Consider the following 20,489-nt stretch of genomic DNA (forward strand, 5'->3'; position numbering starts at 1 on the left):
CTACTCAAACTGAAATTAAGGGGCGCAATGCAAATCTGCGGGTTTAGCGGTTTCAGGCTGTTCAGGCGTAGCACCAGGTTTGCTGTCTGAGCCACTAACACCTGTACTGCTGCCATCGCCACCGCATGCAGCGAGCACTAAGCAAAACAGTGCGGCAACGGCTGCTTGCCCCAGCAAGCGCCAGCGCAAAGAGGTGAAATGAGAAGTCATACCGAATTGCATATAAAACCTTAAGGAAGTAAGGAAGAAATAGGATGACGAGAGGCAAACAGGCTGCGCACCTCATCTACACTAAGCACACGATCCCAGATCGCCAGATCAGCAAAGCTGTTGACACCTGAATAGTTGTATCGGGAGGAGTATTCACCAGTGGTATCATCGCCAAACCCCATGAGTTGCTGACCGGAGCCGCCAATCGCTGCCACACGTGCCGGTGCCATGGCCATCTGTTTGGTTTGCATGCCCAATATTGGATCCATCGCATAGGCGTACAGACGACTATTCTTCTTATCTACCGCGATCGCTACATAGACCCATTCGTCGGGAGTAGTGCCCATCCCACCGAGCTCATCACGACCACCACCACCGCCCGTGTTAAAGCGCAGTTCGCAACCACCAAACAAGCCGATTGCCAAGCCATTGGTATTGCCGCTGTTGTAGTTTTTATTAGCGATGAGTGCGCTACCACTGCCTATGCACACACCATTACTTTTGAACCAGAAGCCAATCGTAAAGGCGTCTACATTTGGATTTAAAGTCACATCGGAGTTTGGCATGCTTAGCTTGTAGCCAGCTTTACCACCATGCTGATGCACACCCATATCCAACACTAAGGCCTGCGTGCCATCCGCCTCCCTAAAAGGTAGCTGAGCCGGTTCACTTACCCAGGTCGCACCAGAGTGAGTCGTATTCCAGGCACTGAAATTAGAGACCTGTTTCACATCGTTAGCCTGCCCATTTTTAAATGGGTAATAGATGCGTAATCCATCTAGCACCGATGCGTACAAACTAGGTGGTGGTAGCACTTGCGCATTCACACTCGCGCGCCCTTGACCTACCCGCAACTCGTAACGCAAGGGAATGAGAGTGCCCTCAGGCCCTGCTGGCACATCTCGATCCAAATACTGGCGCACACTGCTATCCAACGTCGCTAGCAGATTTCCGTTACGATAAATTTGCACGGGATCTTGTCCTGCACTACCGGCTAACACTCTCCACTTAAGCGTGAGAGCATAGGTGTGTGGATCATAGTTAAATCTAAGCTGACTAAGCTGCACATCCTGACGTAAGTCATTGCCATTGAAGGCAAAGCTATCGTTTGCGGGCACGTTCATGCCAGCTAGCACCGTAGGCGTTACATCAACAATCGTGGCGTAGTCTAAAGCTTTTAATGGGGGGACTGGCTGCTCGGGAATCGCTGCGCCGTACTCAATATTGCTTAACAACCAGCCGGTTTTGTTGGGGGTAAACTGAGCTCCGGTAGCGGTGCCAAACTCATCGAGCCCATAACTGTTCACGAGCACTAATTGCCATTGCTCATCATCAGCCTGTTGCTGTCGAGCGCTCACTACGCTTAGCAACTCACTGATCTGCTGCACGCTACGTTGCACGGCTAGCTGGTACTGCGAGGATGCCAGGCCATGCTCGCGCGCCGCGTTGTCTGCTGCCGAGTACTGCGCCACAATGAAATCTGACCCGTCTAACAAAGCCTGTTCAGTGGCCCGTGTCACACACTCATCCGCCTGCTCACAAACAGTAAAATGGTCTATGAAACCAGCTTGATGCTCAGCAGTAAGCACCTGACTATAATCAGTTTTACTGACCGCTAAGCTACTTACTGTCTCGGTGTGTGCGCGCTTGAGCCACTGAAAAATACTGGGTACTTGCAGGGCACTCTGCTCGCTATAGGTAGACAGCGCCACTCCATGCTCTGTTGCCCACGTACCTGTCAGTAGCGATGCCCAACTAGGCAGGGGCAGTGTCATTTGCTCACTGTCAGTGCCTTCATAGCCACCACTGCGCAGCAGGCGCAATGAGCCCAGAGACTTCCACGCGGCCTGTTCCTGTTGCACTTTTTTAATCTGCTCGGGAGCCACTCCATCTAACTGCACCAACAATGTCTTGTGGCCACCCAATGCTTTGAACTCATGTTGCGGTTCGGCTTTTTCGGGCTGAGCTTGCCCTGTTGTCGTACTGGAACCACTGCCACTGTCACCGCCACAGGCGGCAAGCAAGGACACTAGTGCTGCGGCCAGGGCAAGTTGAGCGACGCGCCAACCGCACTTTTCCCCTCGATATATATATTCCATGATTGTGCTTCTATTGATGACGTTACAGTCAGTAGATGCAGATTTACCCGATCTACTCCTTGCTTGCATGACGACGCAGAGTGCGTCCGGCAAGAAACACTTTAAGTATCAATAGTGGAAGTGATAAGCCCATGACAAGAACACGATAATTTCTGATGGGCCTATCAAAAATTTATACGCCCTTATTTGGTAGGCTTTGAACAAATGCGTGCAACACCGCGGTATCCTTACGTTCTTTCAAGTAATACAGATACTCATACATGGGTTCGGCGTGGTCAGCTAAAGCAATTTGACACAAATTAGGTAGCGGCGGTATTTCCTGACTGGGCAATAAGGTACACCCCATACCCTGGACTAACGCCCAATGTATTGCCTCGCGGCTGCTCATTTCTGTCAGCGCGGGTAATGCCAGGCCAGCTTGGCTGAAAGCTTCAACCACCGCTTGTCTCGTCATAGAGCCGGGCTCACGAATCAAAAAAGCATGCGGCTGAATTTGCGCTAAGCGTAGGCGCGCAGCTTTTGCTAGAGGATGGTTAACATGGCAAACAAAATACAACTCATCGCGTGCCAGCACGGTACGCTCTAAAGCATCATCATCCACCATAACAGACGAGGTACCGATCTCTAGTTCGTAGTGGCGGATCGCATTTAGAATGCGCTCTGAGTTACCTTGCCAATAATGCATCTGCACACTAGGGTAACGCTGTTTAAAAGCCTGTATGTGTCCCATAATGTAATAAGGCCCTGTGGCCCCTATGCGCAATTCCCCATCCAACAGGCGGGTGTAGTCGCGCAGCATAAACTCTATCTGTGTCGCCTCTTGCTGCAAATGCACTATACGCGGTAACAAGGCACGCCCTTCTGGGCTAATCACCAAGCCTTTTCCTTGACGATAGAACAATTCTATTTTGTACTCTTGTTCAATCTGCCGAATATAATTTGTAATGGTAGGTTGGCTTAAGGCTAAGCGCTGAGCGGCATAGGTAATGCTCCCGTGCTGTGCCACTAGCAAGAAAGCTTTAAACGGCAAAGAAATCATAGCAATAGTAGCCACATAACGTGGCAGAACCTGAAAAACACCTGCTACTCCAAGCAAAGATAGGTACAAAGACTGCCCACAAGATAACAAAGACAGATGACAGCCATATGCACTCCCTAGACGCCTGCTCCCAAGTGTTTTACCCTGCACACTCTACTTGTCTACCTCTTGATTCATTTTGCCTTGCTTATGTGCTCTACCTTCATGCCTAGCTTAGCCACAGAACATATACGCTTTGATCATTTAGTGTTAATGCTACGAGATCAAATCGAATCCCTCTCTACCCTGTATGAGCAGGATCGTTTTCATCTCACCCCTTATGCCACCCACAACTTGGGCTCAATGAATCGTCTGATTACGTTGGACAGTACGTATATAGAACTACTTGGCTGGCCCACAGGCACTGCCCCGCAACGCAAAGAAATTGCGCAACAGAGCCTAGGTCTAGATGCTTTAGTGCTACAAACACACGATGCACAAGCCACTTATACACGCCTAAAAACTTTAGGTTTTGACGTCAATCCAGTGCAACGCTTAACTCGTCCTGTGCACGATCTGGCACACGACCAACTTGTCGAGTTCGATACGGTACGCTTTGCCACTCAACCTATACCCGGCCTACGCATTTATTTCTGCCAGCATCTACGCCCAGAGCTTACTTGGCATAGATCTGCCCAACAGCATGCTAATGGTGCCACCCACTTACACAGCATCGTATTAAAAGCAACTTGCCCCCAAACCACCGCTAAAAAGCTCAGCCAACTGTGCGGCCTAGCACATCAGCACGTGAATAATGAATGGCTATTACCGTTAGATAATTGCACACTCCACCTGCAAGCTAGCAGCAGTCTCGCTGCTGAGAAACAGGCGGTAATTGATCACGCGGTATTAGGCTATGCCTCGCAACCCCTGCAACGCTTTAACACGCATTTATCGCCGTGACATCACAGATAAATATGGGCTAGGCCTTTTGTCACTGCCGCTAAAATTTGTTCTTGACGCAGCGATATATGGCCGCCGATCAATGCCAACATTTTTTCAGCGTCACGACTTTTCAGCGCGTTTAAAAGCTCTTGATGCTGCTCTTGGGTAGACGCTCGTACCGTGATATCCATGGAAATCCAACGAATAAAACGTATCCGTTGACTGATCCACTGCATTAACTTGACGAGTTCAGCATTCCCCGACATTTCCGCCAAACGCAGATGGAAACCCTCGTCCAGCTTTACCAGCTCGGTCGCGGTGACCTCGTTGGGCACCGAACGGCTATGGTCGAGGTAGGCTTGTAACGCGGCAATCTGTGTATCAGTGGCTCGCAACACAGCTAGGTTACAGCAGTTTTTTTCTATGCCTAAACGTAGCTCATACAAGTCATTGATTTCTTGTACATCTAGGCGGCGACGCACATACCCACGCCCAGCAGGTTCTAAAAAGCCTTCGTAAGCTAAGGCCATTAAGGCTTCGCGCACGGGGGTACGGCTGACCCCTAGCTGCTGGGCAAGCTCGGTTTCATTTAGTTTTTCACCTGGCTTGAACTCATAAAAAATCGCCATATCACGCAGCCGAGACAAAACGTCCTCCCCGCGCTGGCCCCGTGTCATAGAAATTGCTGAGTTTGTCATCACAATAAGAGTCTTATAGAGAAGGCTAAATTATCGCATGAAGCCTTGGTTTCCCCTAGTATGCTTTCCAGTATACTTAAAAGTATACTTAACCAAAGTATATCGTCTGATCTCATCTTACTGGAGACCTTTATGTCCACAATCAACGGCGCCGAAGCCTTTGTACGCATGCTGCAACTCAACGAAGTCAAGCATATTTTTGGCTTGTGCGGTGACACCAGCCTACCGTTCTACGACGCTATGGCTAGGCTCGATCACGGTATGGAGCATATTTTGACCCGCGATGAGCGCAGCGCTGGATATATGGCAGATGCCTACGCCCGCGTCACGGGCAAGGTAGGTGTGTGCGAAGGCCCCAGTGGTGGCGGTGCGACTTATTTATTACCCGCCTTGGTGGAGGCCAACGAGTCTTCAATTCCTGTACTAGGCATCACCTCTGACGTATCGGTGGTATCACGGGGGAAGTACCCCTTAACCGAGTTAGATCAGCAGTCGCTATACCGTCCTTTAACAAAGTGGAATACCACCATTGACCTAGCCAGCCAGATTCCTGGTGCGGTACGTGCAGCATTTCGCGCCATGACCACAGGCAAGCCTGGCTCGGCTCATATCTGCCTGCCTTACGACGTACAAAAACATGCAGTAGAAGCAGCGGATTTGTGGGCGCAACCTGAGCATGCGCAATTCCCTGCTATGCGCTCTGCAGCGGCCCCTGCCGATATTGAGCGTGCAGCTGAAAAAATGATTGCCGCTCGTGCTCCTATCATAATTTGCGGTGGCGGCGTCGTACTGTCCTCGGCCTGCGCTGAACTTGAAACCCTCGCTAATGCGTTAAATGCTCCAGTTTGCACCACCGTTAGTGGTAAGGGCTCGCTAGCCGATATGCACCCATTAAATGCGGGAGTGGTAGGATCAAATGGTGGCGTGTTAGCAACCCGCGAAGTCGTACAACAAGCAGATCTGATCTTTTTCATCGGCTGCCGTGCTGGCTCCACTACTACCGAGCACTGGCGTTTCCCTGACAGCAACAAAACCATTATTCATTTGGATGCTGACCCAATGGTCGTGGGCACGAACTACTCCACGGATGTAGGGATGGTGGGCGATGCAAAAATCAGCCTACAAGCCCTTAATGACGCCGTTACCGAACGCTTGAAATTTCGTCCTAGCGATGCTGTGAATGGCGCTAAAGTTGTGGCGCAGTCGCGCACCGCGAAGTGGGACGCTTTCAATATACTGGCGCAGTCGTTAGATACCCCTATCCGCCCTGAGCGCGTATTGGATAGCTTAAACCGTCATTTACCTGCCGATGCCGTGGTAGTGGCCGACCCAGGTACACCATGCCCCTACTTCTCGGCGTACTTTAACGCGCCACAAGCGGGACGTCATTTCATCACTAACCGAGCTCATGGCGCTTTAGGCTTCTCCATGTCGGCCGGCGTTGGAGCACAAATCGGACGCCCCAATGCTACCGTGGTCTCTGTGATGGGCGACGGTAGCTTTGGCTTTACCTGCGGTGAACTCGAAACTATTGTGCGCCACCAAATACCGCTGAAAATGATCGTGTTTTCGAACTCTAGCTACGGTTGGATTAAAGCCAGTCAAAAAGCAGGCTACGATGAGCGCTACTTCTCCGTTGATTTCAATCGCACTAACCATGTAAGAGTAGCAGAGGCGTTTGGTGTCAAAGGATTCCGAGTAGAAGACCCTAGCCAGTTAGATCAAGTCATACAAGCCGCACTAAAACACGACGGCCCTGCACTGATTGATATCATTTCTCAACCTCTCCAAGACAGCGCAGCACCCGTAAGTCAGTGGATGGGCTAAGTCTAGTACCAAACATACAATAAGAAGTCTTAACCAACAAAGGAGGAACCCCCATGCAGAACACCGTATGGTCACGAAGCATTAAAGGTCTAGCAGCATTAGGCATCAGCTACACCATGGCGCTAGGCTCGGTAGCCTACGCCGTAGACGATAGCCCTATTAGCCTGATCGTACCTTTTCCCCCCGGAGGCAGCACAGACATTGCAGCACGAATTATTCAACCCGTATTGTCGGAGCATTTAGGCCGCACCGTGATTGTTGAAAACAAGCCTGGCGCGGCAACGCAAATTGCCAGCTCTTATGTCGCTCGATCCAAACCTAACGGCAATACTTTACTCGTCAGCTTCGATAGTCACAGCATCAACCCAGTAGTTCGTCCGGGCGCCTTGCCCTACGATACGTTCAAAGACTTCCGTGGCGTCACGTTTGCACTACGCTTTCCCTTAGTTATTGGGGCATCCAAAGAAACCCCGGGGAATAACCTAGAGGAGTTTATTGTTGCGGCAAAACAAGCTCCTGACACGTACAGCTATGCATCAACCGGCGCTGGCTCGTTGAACCATCTGGCCGCTGAGGACCTCAAGCGTGCAGCTGGGATGGATATCTTGCACGTTCCGTACGGTGGTGGTGGCCCGGCTATTCAAGCTTTGCTCAGCAACGTAAGCAATATTACTTTCCTCAGTTATGCTGCGCTGAAGTCTCAAATTGAAAGTGGCAATATTAAACCATTGGCAGTTTCCGGCGATAAGCGTTTACGTGACCTGCCGAATGTACCTACTGTCAAGGAAAGTGGCTACCCTAACTTTGAAGCTTATTCATGGATAGGTATTTTTGCACCGGCTGCCACACCCAATGACACCATTAATACGCTAACGGCCGCCTTTGCCAAAACTCTCAACACCCCCCAAGTCAAAGACCGTCTAGAAGACTTAGGTTTCGAGGTCATGGCCACAGACGGGCAATCCGTCGATAACTATGCACAGGAGCAATTTCAACGTTGGGACAACTTTGTCAAAGAAACTGGGTTGTCCTTAGAGTAATAATAAGTCGACTTATCCTTGACTAGCCATCGTGGCGTCATGAACTTTACTTAAGATAAGCAATTATTTTTATTTTTTTCATGATGCGTCGCTATTACTCATGGCGTCCTGTAAAGGGCGCAGCATTGCGCTGTACCCATGTCGCAGTGCTACTATGCAGCCTATCTAGCTATAGCATGGCCGCCCCCGAACTTCCGTCGGCGGCCAGCCTACAAACTCACGCCACGGGAGTTTTCCTGAACTCCCGTGGGGATGTGCTAACGGCCTATCACGCCGTACAACATTGCACTTCTATATCCACTATCAAATACCGCCAAGTGGTCCCCGCCACGCTCATCGCCCATCACGAGCGCCACGACCTAGCGGTGCTACAAACTAGTCTACAGCCTTACGTCAGTGCTACGTTCATGCAAGCGGCCGGGTCCTTAAAAAAGGGACAGCCTGTATTCACGCAGTCATACAGCGAACTGCAACGCATGGAAAAACGTGGCCAAACTCTTTATAACGCTGTTATTACTGCTGACAGAGAACTGTCTATGCTCTCTGATGTGCGTCCCGGAGCCAGTGGCGGGGCTGTTTTAGGGGCATCTGGTTTACTACTCGGGATGGTAGTAGAACGCCATATAGTGGCTCCCCGCCCCGCGGGAAAAATTATGCTTAGCCGCCCGACTGGTCAGCTTGATGAGCAAGCCGCTACTCGTGTACGAGCCGTAGCGGCTGATGACATTAAACTTTTTCTGCGCCAGCATCACATTCCGTTTCAAGAAAGTGATGCCGCGCAATTAGGCCATTTACAGGCTCAAGCGCCTCGTGCTGCCACCTTGGCAGTAGGCATACTTTGTCATGAACCACAATAACCATGCACTTTCTCTTTCAACTCCTCCGTCTTCAAGCTTCGTTCTGCCCCTTGCTGGCTCGCGCAGCTTTAGTCCTCTGTCTAGGCTTATCAGGAGTATTCACCCCTCTTGCTCACGCCGATGCTGTACCCAGTCATTGGATTGGTTACGCCACATTAGCCAGCCAACAGTTAGAAGACAGGCTCAGCAACACCGAAGAAGCACACGTAGTACAGCTTCAAGACTGGCTGCGTAAAAGCCAAGATGTAACACGCTCTGTTGTGGTCGCTATATGGATCAAGCCTAATGGTCGTGTTTCACAACTTGAGTTTGCCCCTCTTACCAACGCTGCCGTTAACCAAGCTTTGCATGAGCTACTTAGCTCAACGGAGTTCAGTGAGCCCCCTCCGGCCGATATGCCGCAGCCTTTGCGTCTGCGACTAGGCTTGGGGCTGAGCGATTAGAACACCGCCCATTCACGCTGTAGCCAAAGCACGATCAATGAGCGGTAACAGGCGCTGCAAGCTGGGCAGTATTTGCTCATCGCTGACGCTAGCATAGCCAAACAACAATCCGGGCTTTGCATCCGCAACGTAATAGCTAGATAACGGCCGCACCCAAATACCTTGAGCTTGAGCGGCGTTAGCCAAGGCTACGTCATTAACATACGCCGGTAAATGTAACACTAAATGCAAGCCTGCCTCATGATTAGACATAGGCCAGTCGCGCCCAAAATGATGGCTCAAGGCTTCACGCAATATACTTTGTCGACGTGCGTAGACCGTTTTTGTTTTGCGTATATGTTGCGCATAATAGCCTTCAGCAATAAAGTCCGTCAGGGTAGCTTGCTCTAGCAGGCGACCTTCCCGATACAGTTCCGACAATGCGCGTGCAACCCAGTCTGTTAATGCTTTAGGCACCACCATATACGCTAAACGCATACCTGGAAACAAGGTTTTAGAAAAGGTTCCTAGGTACAGCACACGGCCATATTGATCTAAGCCTTGTAACGATGGAATAGGACGCCCGTCAAAACGAAACTCACTGTCATAGTCATCCTCAATAATCCAACACTGATGGCGCTGCGCATACTCCAACAACATCAAGCGTTGCGGCAAACTCATCACATGACCCAACGGATACTGATGCGAAGGAGTAACGAAAATAAGCTGTGGCGGTTGTTGCAACTGTTCTGCACTGGGTGACATACCCTCAACAGTGACCTCTACAGGCTCTAGCTGTAAACCACCCGCTCTCAACATGCTACTGGCTCCCCAATATCCTGGATTCTCCATCCAGACTCTGTCTCCCACATCACTTAATAAATGCGTCAAGACACTGATGGACTGATGAATACCAGAGGTAATAATGACCTGTTCGGGCTCACACACGACTGCCCGAACCACACGTAAATGCTCACTTACCGCCCGCCGTAATGGGTAATAACCGGCACCATGCGCATAAGTCAGTAAGGAAGGAGGCAGCGTATTCCAATAACGGCGCTGTAATCGCATCCAAACCTTACTTGGGAATAAAGTGACATCAGGCACACCTGGCACGAATGGCCCCCATTGGCGCTTGGCAGCAAACGTATTACCTAATAAGCGCCGCCCTCGTCCGGATATGTTGCTTTCGGTGGGACTAGCTATTGGCATGGGTGGCGGCTTTAATCCGCGCGATAAACTCGGGGCAAGGTTAGACACGTAAGTCCCGCTCCCTGTGTGTGTTACCACGTACCCCTCGGCATGCAACTGTTCATAAGCGTTCAAAATAGTATTGCGTGAAACCTGCATATCTCGCGCCAAAGCACGACTGGCAGGCAACTTTGTGCCTGCTGGCAAGCTGCCCTCTAAGATCAAACGGCTACACGCGCGATAAATCTGCCGCACGAGCGTTTCGTCTGAGTCACGATCCAAGTGTTGCAACAGACTCTCATGCAAGACTATTTCTAACATCACGACTCCTTGAAGAAGACAAGAAAAAATTAAGGTTCGAGGAATTTTTGCTCATGGTGCCCACTATCGACAATAAGTGGCCCCCTATGATTGGATGCAAATGGCTCTTTTGAACATACCAAAGTAGGGATATTCTACGTGAAACCCTTCTGACCACCAACACCGTAGCGGGACCGCTAGCCCTAAAGGAGATATAAGATGAACAACAGTGAATTACAACAACGAAAAAATGCCGCCACTCCACGCGGAGTAGGAGTTATGTGCAATTTTTATGCTGATCGTGCTCTAAATGCTGAAATTTGGGACTTAGACGGCAAACGATATATCGATTTTGCCGCTGGTATCGCTGTCCTTAACACTGGACACCGTCATCCCAAACTCATACAGGCGATAGAAGAACAACTGGGCCGCTTTACCCATACTGCCTACCAAGTCGTTCCCTACACCAGTTATATCGAGTTAGCCGAAAAAATTAATGCTTTGGTACCGGGGCCTGGTGCGAAAAAAACCGCCTTTTTCACCACCGGAGCTGAGGCAGTAGAAAATGCGATTAAAATTGCCCGCTCGTACACCCGTAGACCCTCTATCGTAGCTTTTAACGCAGCCTTTCACGGTCGCACACTGTTAGGCATGGCGCTCACCGGAAAAGTGAACCCCTATAAATTAGGATTCGGTCCGTTTCCTGGTGATATATACCACGTCCCCTACCCCAATGAACAAGCGGATGTATCAGTTGCCGACGCCCAGCGTGCCTTGCGCGACTTATTCACCTATGAGCTTGATCCCAATAAAGTTGCCGCTATTATTTTAGAGCCTGTCCAGGGCGAGGGCGGCTTCAACGTCTGCCCCCCAGAGTTTATGCGCTTTCTGCGGCAACTCTGTGACGAACATGGCATTTTATTGGTTGCCGACGAAGTGCAAACCGGTTTTGGCCGCACAGGCAAACTGTTTGCTATGGAACACTACGACGTGTCCGCTGATCTCACCACCATGGCTAAAAGTTTAGCGGGAGGCATGCCACTATCCGCCCTATGTGGTCGCGCCGAGATTATGGATGCTCCTGCACCGGGCGGTCTGGGTGGCACCTACGCGGGCAACCCCTTAGCGATAGCCTCCGCTTTAGCCGTACTTGAGGTCATCGAGCAAGAGCAATTACTCGATCGTGCCCAAACACTGGGCCAGCGCCTGAAAAACCGTTTGCAGGACATCGCTACCAGCCTGCCCATTATTGCTGATATTAGAGGTCTGGGGGCAATGGTCGCCGTTGAGTTCCGCGACCCAACGACTCGGGCGGCCGATGGCCAGTTTGTTAAAGCAGTACAAGCGCGCGCACTGGAAAAGGGCCTATTACTGCTCAGTTGCGGAACAGAAGGAAACGTCATCCGTTTCCTCTTTCCACTAACCATTCCCGACAACGTCATGGACGAAGCGCTGGACATACTAGAGTCGGCACTACGCGGCTAACAAGCCTATACCACGGCGCGGGGGTTCTGGGGCAAATCATACCTTGCCCTAAGAGGCAGAGCCCCCTGCTTACCCCACACTTTTCACCATCACCACAACGAGTAAAAACAACGACTATAACGCGCTCCATAAGCGCTATCCTTACACGGAGACAACCATGCATGAACAAGGCTTCTCAAAAGTCCTAGGCAGCAAAGACGTACTGGCTCTCGCATTCGGCGCGATGATAGGTTGGGGCTGGATCGTTCTGACCGGAGACTGGGTGATTGCCGCAGGCAGTGCTGGCTCTATTTTGGCCATGGCACTGGGCAGTATTATTATCATCTTCATTGGGCTGAGCTATGCAGAACTCGCCGCAGCTATGCCCGAAACTGGTGGAGCTCAAATTTTTACTGCACGAGCTTTTGGGCCAATGACGTCGTTCGTCTGCACCTGGTCACTCATACTAGGCTACGTATCCGTCGTTGCCTTTGAGGCTGTCGCGCTACCTACCGTTCTTGATCACATTACCACCGACTACCAAGTTGTTTTCCTCTGGAACGTCGCTGGCTGGGACGTTTATTTAACGTGGGCTTTAGTAGGCATGGCAGGTACGGCACTGGTCACGTGGCTCAACTATAAAGGGGTTGAAAATGCCAGCTCCTTTCAAAAAGCCGTCACGCTCGTCATTGTGGTGGTCGGAGTGGTCTTCGTTCTGGGCGCAAGCGTGCAGGGTTCAGCTGAAAATATGGAACCGCTCTTTAACAATACAATAACCCAAGATAGTGCGCTGCCATCCTTTCTATTAGGCATGTTACCTGTGCTCATGGTGGTGCCATTTATGTTTGTGGGCTTTGACGTAATCCCTCAAACAGCCGCTGAGATCAATGTCCCGCAAGCCATGATAGGCAAACTACTGGTGATCTCAGTCATTGCTGCGATGCTTTTTTACTGTGCCATTATTTTTGCTGTCGGCTATGCTCTACCGCACGAAAAAATGTCTCCCGACATACTTACGACCCCACAAGCGATGGAGGCTGTGTTCAACAGCCCTTGGGCAGGAAAAGTGATGGTGCTAGCTGGCTTAGCGGGTATTGTCACAAGCTGGAACGCCTTCTTTATCGGCGGCAGCCGGGCCATTTACTCTTTAGCGACAGCCGGTATGCTGCCTCGCTGGCTGGCTTATATTCACCCCGTATACAAAACCCCAACGCGTGCCATTTTACTCATAGGAGGAGTAACATTTTTTGCCCCTCTGTTAGGCCGAAAAGCCTTGCTATGGTTCGTCAATGCCGGCAGTCTAGCTATCGTGTTAGCTTATTTACTCGTGTGCCTGGCTTTTATTACGCTACGCATTCGTGAACCTCATATGCCCCGTCCTTTTAAAGTACGCGGCGGTCTACCAATAGGTATTCTGGCTGTCTTGGGCAGTGCTATTATGCTCTACATGTACTTGCCACTTAGTCCGTCAGCCTTGGTGCTAGAAGAATGGTTAATGCTGCTGGCTTGGGTGCTTCTTGGCGTAAGCCTGTTTAGACAACGCAAACAACATCTTTCCTAAAAGAACGCCTGTCTTCAACCTGCCGTTCTGCACGGCAGGTCGCCCCTTTCGAAGCGCCATAACTCGTGCACTGGTATCTAGGCACCCTACGCCACCATCACAAGCGTTAACATTAAAGGGACACATAGTACTGTCATACTAAGGTGTTATACCCACTACTGCCTATCTGTACAGACTTAACAAGGTGGCGCCCAAGCGTTAGCAAATAATGCCCGCCACACATTATGGAGGCTCAATAGTATGAATCGTTACAGTCCCCTTAACATCGATCGCTTCATAAACCCGGTTAGGCTGCTGCAAGAGGCTGCCCAATATGCCACCGATGCATGGCAACGTTCAATACTCTATGCCGACATTGCTCGACAGCGTGGCAATCAATACCGCGCTCACATGCAAGAGAGCATTCCCAATGTGTTGAGCTTTCCCGCAGAAGTTATTTTGTCGGGTTTAGACCTACCCGATCCAGTTAACTACGGCTTAGTACGAATTTTGCCGTCAGCCGATCAACCTACTGACGAGTCCAAACGCCCTTTCATTATTGTAGATCCCCGAGCCGGTCACGGGCCAGGCATTGGCGGCTTCAAACCCGATAGTGAAATTGGTGCTGCGCTGCAAGCCGGGCACCCCTGCTATTTTGTAGGCTTCCTACCCATGCCTGTGCCCGGACAAACCATAGAGCATGTTCTAGCAGCACAAGCTGCATTTGTGCGTGCGGTGCACGAACGCCACTCCGATAGCGAAGGCAAACCCGCAGTAATCGCCAACTGCCAAGCAGGTTGGCAAACTTTGATGGCTGCGGCACTATGGCCAGAGCTATTCGGCCCTCTTATTTTAGCGGGCTCTCCAGTGTCATATTGGGCTGGCGACACCCCGATGCGGTATGCTGGTGGACTATTAGGGGGAAGTTGGCTTACCGCACTAAGCAGTGATATTGGCCACGGCCATTTTGACGGTGCTTGGCTAGTCCAAAACTTTGAAAATCTGAACCCCGCTAATACCATTTGGACAAAGCAATATAATGTGTATGCCAAGGTAGACACTGAGGGGCCACGCTACCTAGAGTTTGAGAAGTATTGGGGCGGCCTGGTTTACCTAGAAGACAAGGAGATCCAATATATTGTCGATAATCTATTTATTGGCAATAAGCTTTCCTCAGGAGAACTCTCCACCTCGAGCGGTCAGCGCATAGATTTACGTAATATTCGTTCGCCTATCGTCGTATTTTGTTCCTACGGTGACAATATTACTCCCCCCGCGCAGGCCTTAGGCTGGATCACCGACCTGTACCAAACCCAAGAAGACTTATTAGGGCACGATCAAACTATTGTTTATGCCACCCACGAAAACATTGGGCATTTAGGTATTTTCGTATCCTCTAATGTAGGGCGCAAAGAGCATCGTAAATTTGCCGCGAATATTGACATAATCGACACCCTACCGGCTGGCTTGTTTCATGCCACCATTGACCCTTACCAGGCTAGTGATGGGCCCTCCGACTTTCAAGATCCTTTTTTACTCTCCATACATCGCAGCACTCTTGACGACATCAGAGACATTGTTAAGCCTAACCCCAGTTCCGACCGCGCCTTTGCCGCCGCAGCCAAGGTATCCAATATTAACTTGGCCTTATATCGCCAATTTTTACAACCCTGGGTAAAAACTTATTCAACAAAAGAGTCCGCTCAGCTGCTTAGCTCGCTTCATCCATTACGCCTGGGTTTTAGCGTATGGTCAGACAAGCACCCATACGCTAGTGCTGTAGCTGCCAGTGCTGAACAAGTAAAAAAGCATCGCGTCGCTAGCGACACTAGCAACCCCTTCTGGCAACTGCAAGAGCTGTATTCTAATTACCTTATTAAAAGCTTGGATTTATATCGTGACTGCCGTGATGCCGTTTACGAAGCCAGCTTTTATAGTATTTACGGCTCCCCGTTTATACAAGCCATTGCAGGTTTTAGCGGTGATGAGCAGCAGCCAGCTCGCCCACACCCCTGCAACACGCTTGGGCATCAACACCACATTCAAACCGAACTGGCTAAATTTGCCACCCAACAAACGTCTGGCGGCTTGAGCGAGGCACTAGCGCGCAGCTTAAGCTATATTTTTTACGAGCGCGGCGAGGCCGATGAACGTCATTTCCAACATGCTTGGGAAGCCATTGAACCGTACATGAGCGCTGCAACACACTCAGGACGTTTACGGCAGTTCCGAGCTCTTATGCGTGAACAGGCCTTATTACTCCATCATGACCTGCCTGCGTCACTGGCGGGTATTCCCACACTCTTAGCCAAAGCGGACAAGCAACAAGTGCAGTCAGCTAGAGAGCTTCTTAACGATATTAGCCAGCGTGGCGAGCCGCTAAGTGTGACCGAGCAAGATTATGTGCAGCACATCCTGCATTATTTCGATCAGGCCCTAGCAAGCACAAAGCCTGATCAGCAAGCGAGTAAATAATAAAATCGGCGCCCTGTAGGGCGCCGATTACTGTGTGTCTGCCTATGCTAACCGTAGGTTTATATCAACGCGACATAGCGCAATATGGTGTAGTAGTGACACGCACTGCCACCCAGCACGAATAAACGCGACACTCCATGGGCGTGCCGCCAGCGCGTGTCATTTACATAAAACACCATGAGCCACCCGTTTGAGCAGCCAATGCAATTAATAGTATGCTTCCGATGACCGCCAAGGAGGCACCCACCAAATGGGAATACCCGTTAAAACGCTCTCCGTCACACATACATTCCGCTCCTATGCCCATACTCTGTGGAACTAGCTTGCCACTTCAAGGGAGTATCCATGATAAAACAAGAGAGCCATCCCCTGTTTCTAGAATTAGGCAAAAACTGTACGGTTGATATAGAACTTTGCAACGCGTCAATCAGCAGGCATAAATACTACTGTTTATACTGTTTTCTTACTGTACCCGAATAGCGTTCCCATGCTTACACGTGAACTATTACTCTCCGGCGCATATTTAGCGTCTTTTCAGGATCTACCCGGCCAACCTCGTTGGACGGAGCAACAGATCCGACAATCAATGCTCGACACCTTAGCGCAACATAGTGCTGGACCGGTTTGGGTATTTGCCTATGGCTCGTTAATCTGGAATCCCATTTTCCATTACTCCACGCAAACGGCCGCTCGGTTGCAGGGCTGGCATCGTAGCTTTTGCATCAAGCTAAACGCAGGGCGGGGCACACCCGAAAAACCTGGACGGATGCTCGCTTTACAAGCAGGCGGCAGTACACAAGGTGTCGCTTTCAAGCTAAACGAAGATAATCTGCTGGATGAGCTCTGGCTTATTTGGGCACGAGAAATGGTATATGGCAGCTACTTGCCGATATGGTGTCCGTTAGAATTAGCCAACGGCGAACACGTACCTGGCATTGTTTTTGTCGCCAATCCCGAGCATGTACAATTTATTGCAGACGCCAGCATAGACACCACCGTGCCCATTATCTTGCAAGCACAGGGTATTTTGGGCAGCAACTTAGACTATCTTTTGCAATTACAACAATCTTTGCAGTCGTTCGATATAAACGATGCTTATATCGATGCCCTAAGTCAAGCTGCCCTAACGGAGCATATAGGCTAAGCATGGCGCCATTATTTATACTCCCGTACAGCACGGACATCATGCACTCATGGGGCTAACTGAACTGTTTGACGCTTCATTTGCCGCACAATAGCATTGAGTACAACGCCATACACTGGCACAAAAAACAGCAAGCTAACTAAGAGTTTGATCACGTAGTCCACGACGGCAATCTCCGTCCAATGGGCGGCCATAAATTCGTTGCTGCTATGCCAGAAGGCAATACCGAAAAAAGCTAAGGTGTCGAGGGCCTGTCCAAATACAGATGCTGCTGCGGGGGCTAGCCACCATTGGCTATAACTTTGGCGAATACGGTCAAAAACCTGAACATCGAGTAGCTGCCCCAAAACATACGCGGCAAAGCTGGCAAATGCAATTCGAAAGACAAAGCTATTGAACTCAGTCAACGCGTTCCAACCATTAAACTGCCCCTCATGAAACAACACCGAAACGATGTAAGAGGCGAACAGAGCTGGAATCATCGCACGTGCAATCACACTGCGTGCTTCATTTTTACCTATAAGACGCACGGTTAAATCAGTAGCGAGAAAAATAAAAGGGAAACTGAATGCCCCCCATGTGCTGTGAAAACCGAACAGGTCTATAGGCAACTGCACCAAGTAATTACTGGCAATAATAATAAAAACGTGAAACGCCACCAGTACAGCAAGATAGAGTGACGTCCGCGAAGGCGGAAGAGATAGCGAGGTCATATAGAGCCTTTTTGATGGATGGGGTTAGGGAACCCATGGGCGATAAAGTAAGGCATTATACGCACAAATACCTTACTTACCCAACGTCGCACCCGCCCTACGCCCGCCCCTAACATCCGTGAACGCTACGCCTTAACTGCAAAGCAAGCTCTCTTCAAGCTTGTACTTTCAGAGAGCAGCAAAACCCTTTACCAACGATAACGTAAACTTGCCTGCACACTACGTTGATAGCCATACCAGCACCAAGACTGCGACGAGCATGAACTCACATTTCTGCGATTAAACAGGTTGCTCACATTCACGGCGATTTGCGCGCCTTTGAGTTGCGGATGTACATGCGCTAAGTCATAGTCTACGGCCATGTCTACTAGGGTAGTGCCTGGAACCTTGAATCCCTCTTGGGTATCACCAAAACTGCTACCGCGGTATCGCAGGCCAGCTGCCACACCTAAACCGGCCAGCATGGTGTCATGAGGAAGTTGATAATGAACCCATAGCGAGGCTTGATGCTTCGGTATACCCGCTTGAGCCATACCAACTAAACTAGGCCGCGAGACGCTAGCATTGTCTTTGGTGTATTCATTGGTGATCAGCGAGTAATTAGCAATCAAGTTGAGCTGTTCCGTCACTTGTCCACGCGCCTCCAGCTCGATACCTTGTGTACGTATTTCGCCAGTCTGCTCCTGGCATTTAGACCCTACGCAATTAGGTATAGCTGTAAGCAGATTCTTCCTGCGTATATCAAACAAAGCCATGCTATATAAGGAGCTAGTACCCGGTGGTTGAAACTTCATGCCGATTTCGTACTGTTCTCCGCGTAACGGATCGAAAGGCTTATCGTCTCGATCTGTGCCGCTCTGAGGCTCAAAGGACTGTGAAAAGTTGATATAAGGTGCTAGTCCGTTATCAAAATTATAAATAGCCCCTAAGCGCCCCGTAAAAGCCTTAGCTCGGGTGGCGGAACTCGTGTCAACTCCAGTGCTTAGACTACGCGCACTAGACATATTGCGAGACCAGTCGTAACGCCCACCTGCTAAAATCGACAGCTTCTCAAACTGCATCTGATCCTGCAAGTACACCCCTGTTTGGTACTGATGGCCTGTCCCATAACTGACCCAGTTAAGATCACCGTGATCCTGATAGTAATCGGGGCGCAGTACATCTAACGGCAAGGTGGCATCCCAACTGCTATTCAGGGTGCCCGTTTTTAACTTAGCGAAATCCACTCCAGCTAACACGGTATGCCACACACGACCTGTATCCACTGTAAATACGGCATGGTTATCTAAAGCGTAACTATCCATCTTGGCATTGGTGCCACCTTTATTACGATTTAAAATGCGCTCAGAGCCCGCCCTGAAACCATTGCTATATACGCTCCGATACACACCCTCGGAATGCAGATAGCGCGCCTTTGAGCGTATGGTTATATGTTCGTTAAACTTTTTCTCAAATTCATACGCGACAGAGTGATGTTTCCTATCACTTTTTTCGAAATTGACATCGCCATCATAAAAGTCGGGATCTAATCTAATACCGTCACTGGCCTCAAACACCGTACGCAATCCTGGCATACTGCCATAAGAGCCCATATGGGGGTCATGTTGCAAGTTAGCTAATAAGGTCAGTTGTGTATCTGGATCTATGTTCCACGTGAGCGCCGGCGCAATAAAGTAACGCTCCTCTTTAGTATGCGCCACCTGACCGTTAGCCTTATAGGCTGCGCCAGTAAGGCGGTACAGCCAGCGCTCATCTTCATCCAAGGCGCCAGTAAAATCCACATTCGCCCGTTTATACTTAAAATTCCCCGCCTGTAACTCAACTTCATTCAACCGCTCGGCTTGCGGACGCTTACTGACCTGATTCACCACTCCGCCGGGCCCTCCCTGCCCAAACATGACCGATGACGGGCCCTTCAACACGTCTACCTGTTCTAAACGATAGGCGTCAATTTGCGGTAAGGCATCCCGTGAACCAAAGACGCGCAGTCCATCCAGCAAGGAAGTTGCTGAAAATCCACGTATCGTAAATTGATCTAAACGCGAGGCTACCGCACCTCGGCTTTCCACTGCTACCCCAGAGGTGTAGCGCAAAGCTTGATTTAACGTGTGTGCGCCCTGTTGACGCAACTGCTCTTGCGTAATAACAGAAATAGACTGGGGTATTTCAATAAGGGGGGTACCTGTCTTGGTTGCCGTATTACTACCCCGAGCCAGATAGCTACCGTCGGGTTTAGGCTCCCCACTTTTTATAGTAATTGGCGCCAAGGTGGCAGTAGTCGTGTCTTGTGCATGAAGGCTACCAAACGGGCCCAACGACACTAAAGCACTACATAGTAGCGCTTGTGAAGAGCGGTGCAGCATATCAATCCTTGTGAATAATAGAAACCACAAACCTCAAATGATAATGAGAATAAATATCAAATGAATTATCACACAAAGAATCATTAAAAAATAGGTTTATATGCTCGCTCAAACACTAGGTATGTTTAAACGAACCCATCAATCGTTAATAAACAATTAATAAGCTATTGCTGTCGTAGGCAT

The 20,489-nt window shown here is 50.0% G+C and carries 16 protein-coding genes; 9 read left to right on the plus strand and 7 right to left on the minus strand.

Annotated elements, in window-relative coordinates; genetic code table 11:
- Nucleotides 1-15 precede the first annotated feature (15 nt).
- The 3 genes from OSH01_RS01485 to OSH01_RS01495 all read right to left on the minus strand — a co-directional run bounded on the left by OSH01_RS01485 (nt 16) and on the right by OSH01_RS01495 (nt 3,363).
- On the minus strand, nt 16-210 hold the full coding sequence (locus OSH01_RS01485) for a hypothetical protein (RefSeq protein ID WP_266122276.1): 195 nt from the start codon (nt 208-210) through the stop codon (nt 16-18).
- Between the two features lie 20 nt (nt 211-230).
- Nucleotides 231-2,309 (minus strand): LamG-like jellyroll fold domain-containing protein, encoded by a 2,079-nt coding sequence (locus OSH01_RS01490; protein WP_266122277.1) that lies wholly within the window; start codon nt 2,307-2,309, stop codon nt 231-233.
- 172 nt (nt 2,310-2,481) lie between these two features.
- The gene (locus OSH01_RS01495) at nt 2,482-3,363 is read right to left on the minus strand and encodes a LysR substrate-binding domain-containing protein (protein ID WP_266122278.1); all 882 of its coding nucleotides are present in this window, start codon (nt 3,361-3,363) and stop codon (nt 2,482-2,484) included.
- A gap of 189 nt (nt 3,364-3,552) precedes the next feature.
- Between OSH01_RS01495 and OSH01_RS01500 the strand changes: the two genes are divergently transcribed.
- The gene (locus OSH01_RS01500; protein ID WP_266122279.1) at nt 3,553-4,290 is read left to right on the plus strand and encodes a VOC family protein; all 738 of its coding nucleotides are present in this window, start codon (nt 3,553-3,555) and stop codon (nt 4,288-4,290) included.
- A 2-nt stretch (nt 4,291-4,292) separates the two neighbouring features.
- Here the strand turns inward: OSH01_RS01500 and OSH01_RS01505 are convergent, their stop codons facing one another.
- Nucleotides 4,293-4,949, minus strand: a complete 657-nt coding sequence (locus tag OSH01_RS01505; RefSeq protein WP_266122280.1) for a GntR family transcriptional regulator — start codon at nt 4,947-4,949, stop codon at nt 4,293-4,295.
- 153 nt (nt 4,950-5,102) lie between these two features.
- On the opposite strand from OSH01_RS01505, the gene OSH01_RS01510 reads away from it, so the two are divergent.
- The 4 genes from OSH01_RS01510 (at nt 5,103) to OSH01_RS01525 (ending at nt 9,137) form a co-directional block, all read left to right on the plus strand.
- Nucleotides 5,103-6,797, plus strand: a complete 1,695-nt coding sequence (locus OSH01_RS01510) for a thiamine pyrophosphate-binding protein (RefSeq protein WP_266122281.1) — start codon at nt 5,103-5,105, stop codon at nt 6,795-6,797.
- Nucleotides 6,798-6,850: 53 nt separating this feature from the next.
- The gene (locus OSH01_RS01515) at nt 6,851-7,837 is read left to right on the plus strand and encodes a Bug family tripartite tricarboxylate transporter substrate binding protein (RefSeq protein ID WP_376918086.1); all 987 of its coding nucleotides are present in this window, start codon (nt 6,851-6,853) and stop codon (nt 7,835-7,837) included.
- A 176-nt stretch (nt 7,838-8,013) separates the two neighbouring features.
- On the plus strand, nt 8,014-8,694 hold the full coding sequence (locus tag OSH01_RS01520; protein WP_266122282.1) for a S1 family peptidase: 681 nt from the start codon (nt 8,014-8,016) through the stop codon (nt 8,692-8,694).
- 2 nt (nt 8,695-8,696) lie between these two features.
- Nucleotides 8,697-9,137: a TonB C-terminal domain-containing protein gene (locus OSH01_RS01525; RefSeq protein ID WP_266122283.1), complete on the plus strand. Its 441-nt coding sequence runs from the start codon at nt 8,697-8,699 to the stop codon at nt 9,135-9,137.
- A gap of 12 nt (nt 9,138-9,149) precedes the next feature.
- Here the strand turns inward: OSH01_RS01525 and pdxR are convergent, their stop codons facing one another.
- Nucleotides 9,150-10,628 carry a MocR-like pyridoxine biosynthesis transcription factor PdxR gene (gene pdxR / locus OSH01_RS01530; RefSeq protein ID WP_266122284.1) on the minus strand — a complete coding sequence of 493 codons (1,479 nt, stop codon included), beginning with the start codon at nt 10,626-10,628 and terminating at the stop codon, nt 9,150-9,152.
- Nucleotides 10,629-10,826: 198 nt separating this feature from the next.
- Between pdxR and gabT the strand changes: the two genes are divergently transcribed.
- The 4 genes from gabT to OSH01_RS01555 all read left to right on the plus strand — a co-directional run bounded on the left by gabT (nt 10,827) and on the right by OSH01_RS01555 (nt 17,230).
- Nucleotides 10,827-12,092 carry a 4-aminobutyrate--2-oxoglutarate transaminase gene (gene gabT / locus OSH01_RS01535; protein WP_266122285.1) on the plus strand — a complete coding sequence of 422 codons (1,266 nt, stop codon included), beginning with the start codon at nt 10,827-10,829 and terminating at the stop codon, nt 12,090-12,092.
- A 157-nt stretch (nt 12,093-12,249) separates the two neighbouring features.
- On the plus strand, nt 12,250-13,632 hold the full coding sequence (locus OSH01_RS01540; protein WP_266122286.1) for an APC family permease: 1,383 nt from the start codon (nt 12,250-12,252) through the stop codon (nt 13,630-13,632).
- Nucleotides 13,633-13,872: 240 nt separating this feature from the next.
- Nucleotides 13,873-16,086, plus strand: coding sequence for a DUF3141 domain-containing protein (locus tag OSH01_RS01545; protein WP_266122287.1), 2,214 nt, complete (start codon nt 13,873-13,875; stop codon nt 16,084-16,086).
- Nucleotides 16,087-16,573: 487 nt separating this feature from the next.
- Nucleotides 16,574-17,230: a gamma-glutamylcyclotransferase gene (locus tag OSH01_RS01555; protein ID WP_266122288.1), complete on the plus strand. Its 657-nt coding sequence runs from the start codon at nt 16,574-16,576 to the stop codon at nt 17,228-17,230.
- A 47-nt stretch (nt 17,231-17,277) separates the two neighbouring features.
- On the opposite strand, the gene OSH01_RS01560 is transcribed toward OSH01_RS01555, so the two are convergent.
- Together OSH01_RS01560 and OSH01_RS01565 are read right to left on the minus strand one after the other, a co-directional pair.
- Nucleotides 17,278-17,943 (minus strand): 7-cyano-7-deazaguanine/7-aminomethyl-7-deazaguanine transporter, encoded by a 666-nt coding sequence (locus tag OSH01_RS01560; protein WP_266122289.1) that lies wholly within the window; start codon nt 17,941-17,943, stop codon nt 17,278-17,280.
- A 188-nt stretch (nt 17,944-18,131) separates the two neighbouring features.
- On the minus strand, nt 18,132-20,306 hold the full coding sequence (locus OSH01_RS01565) for a TonB-dependent siderophore receptor (protein WP_266122290.1): 2,175 nt from the start codon (nt 20,304-20,306) through the stop codon (nt 18,132-18,134).
- Nucleotides 20,307-20,489: the final 183 nt, after the last annotated feature.

Origin of the sequence: Alcaligenes endophyticus (assembly GCF_026344035.1) — a bacterium.
GTDB classification, from domain to species: Bacteria; Pseudomonadota; Gammaproteobacteria; order Burkholderiales; family Burkholderiaceae_B; genus Alcaligenes; species Alcaligenes endophyticus.